The 330-nt window shown below is 46.1% G+C and carries 2 tRNA genes and 1 rRNA gene; all 3 read right to left on the bottom strand.

The features are described from left to right. Position 1: 1 nt before the first annotated feature. Positions 2-73 (bottom strand) — tRNA-Glu (locus tag GPK49_RS09405). A gap of 8 nt (positions 74-81) precedes the next feature. After that, positions 82-153, bottom strand: a tRNA-Asn gene (locus GPK49_RS09400). 104 nt (positions 154-257) lie between these two features. Beyond that, positions 258-330: ribosomal RNA gene (locus GPK49_RS09395) — 23S ribosomal RNA — on the bottom strand; the annotation flags it as partial.

Genomic DNA, 330 nt, shown 5'->3' with positions numbered 1-330 from the left:
ATGATCCGTGCGGGATTCGAACCCGCGTTACCGCCGTGAAAGGGCGGTGTCTTAACCCCTTGACCAACGGACCATAGAAAACTCCCCGAGCGGGACTCGAACCTGCAACCCTCCGGTTAACAGCCGGATGCTCTGCCATTGAGCTATCGAGGATTATTATACTTCCTTTTATTCTCTTCCTTACACCTTCAAAACTGAATACCAGTGAAAGCTTTTTTAGTTTATCATCAATCGTCTTCTTTGTCAACCTTCTTTTTTTGGTCAAGCCCTCGATCTATTAGTATTGGTCAGCTGAACATGTTACCATGCTTACACCTCCAACCTATCAAC

Origin of the sequence: Clostridium sp. MCC345 (genome assembly GCF_018785345.1) — a bacterium.
GTDB lineage: Bacteria > Bacillota > Clostridia > Lachnospirales > Anaerotignaceae > Anaerotignum_A > Anaerotignum_A faecicola.
Note: the sequence above shows the minus strand (reverse complement) of the source record. Positions and strands in the feature narration are given on the sequence as shown.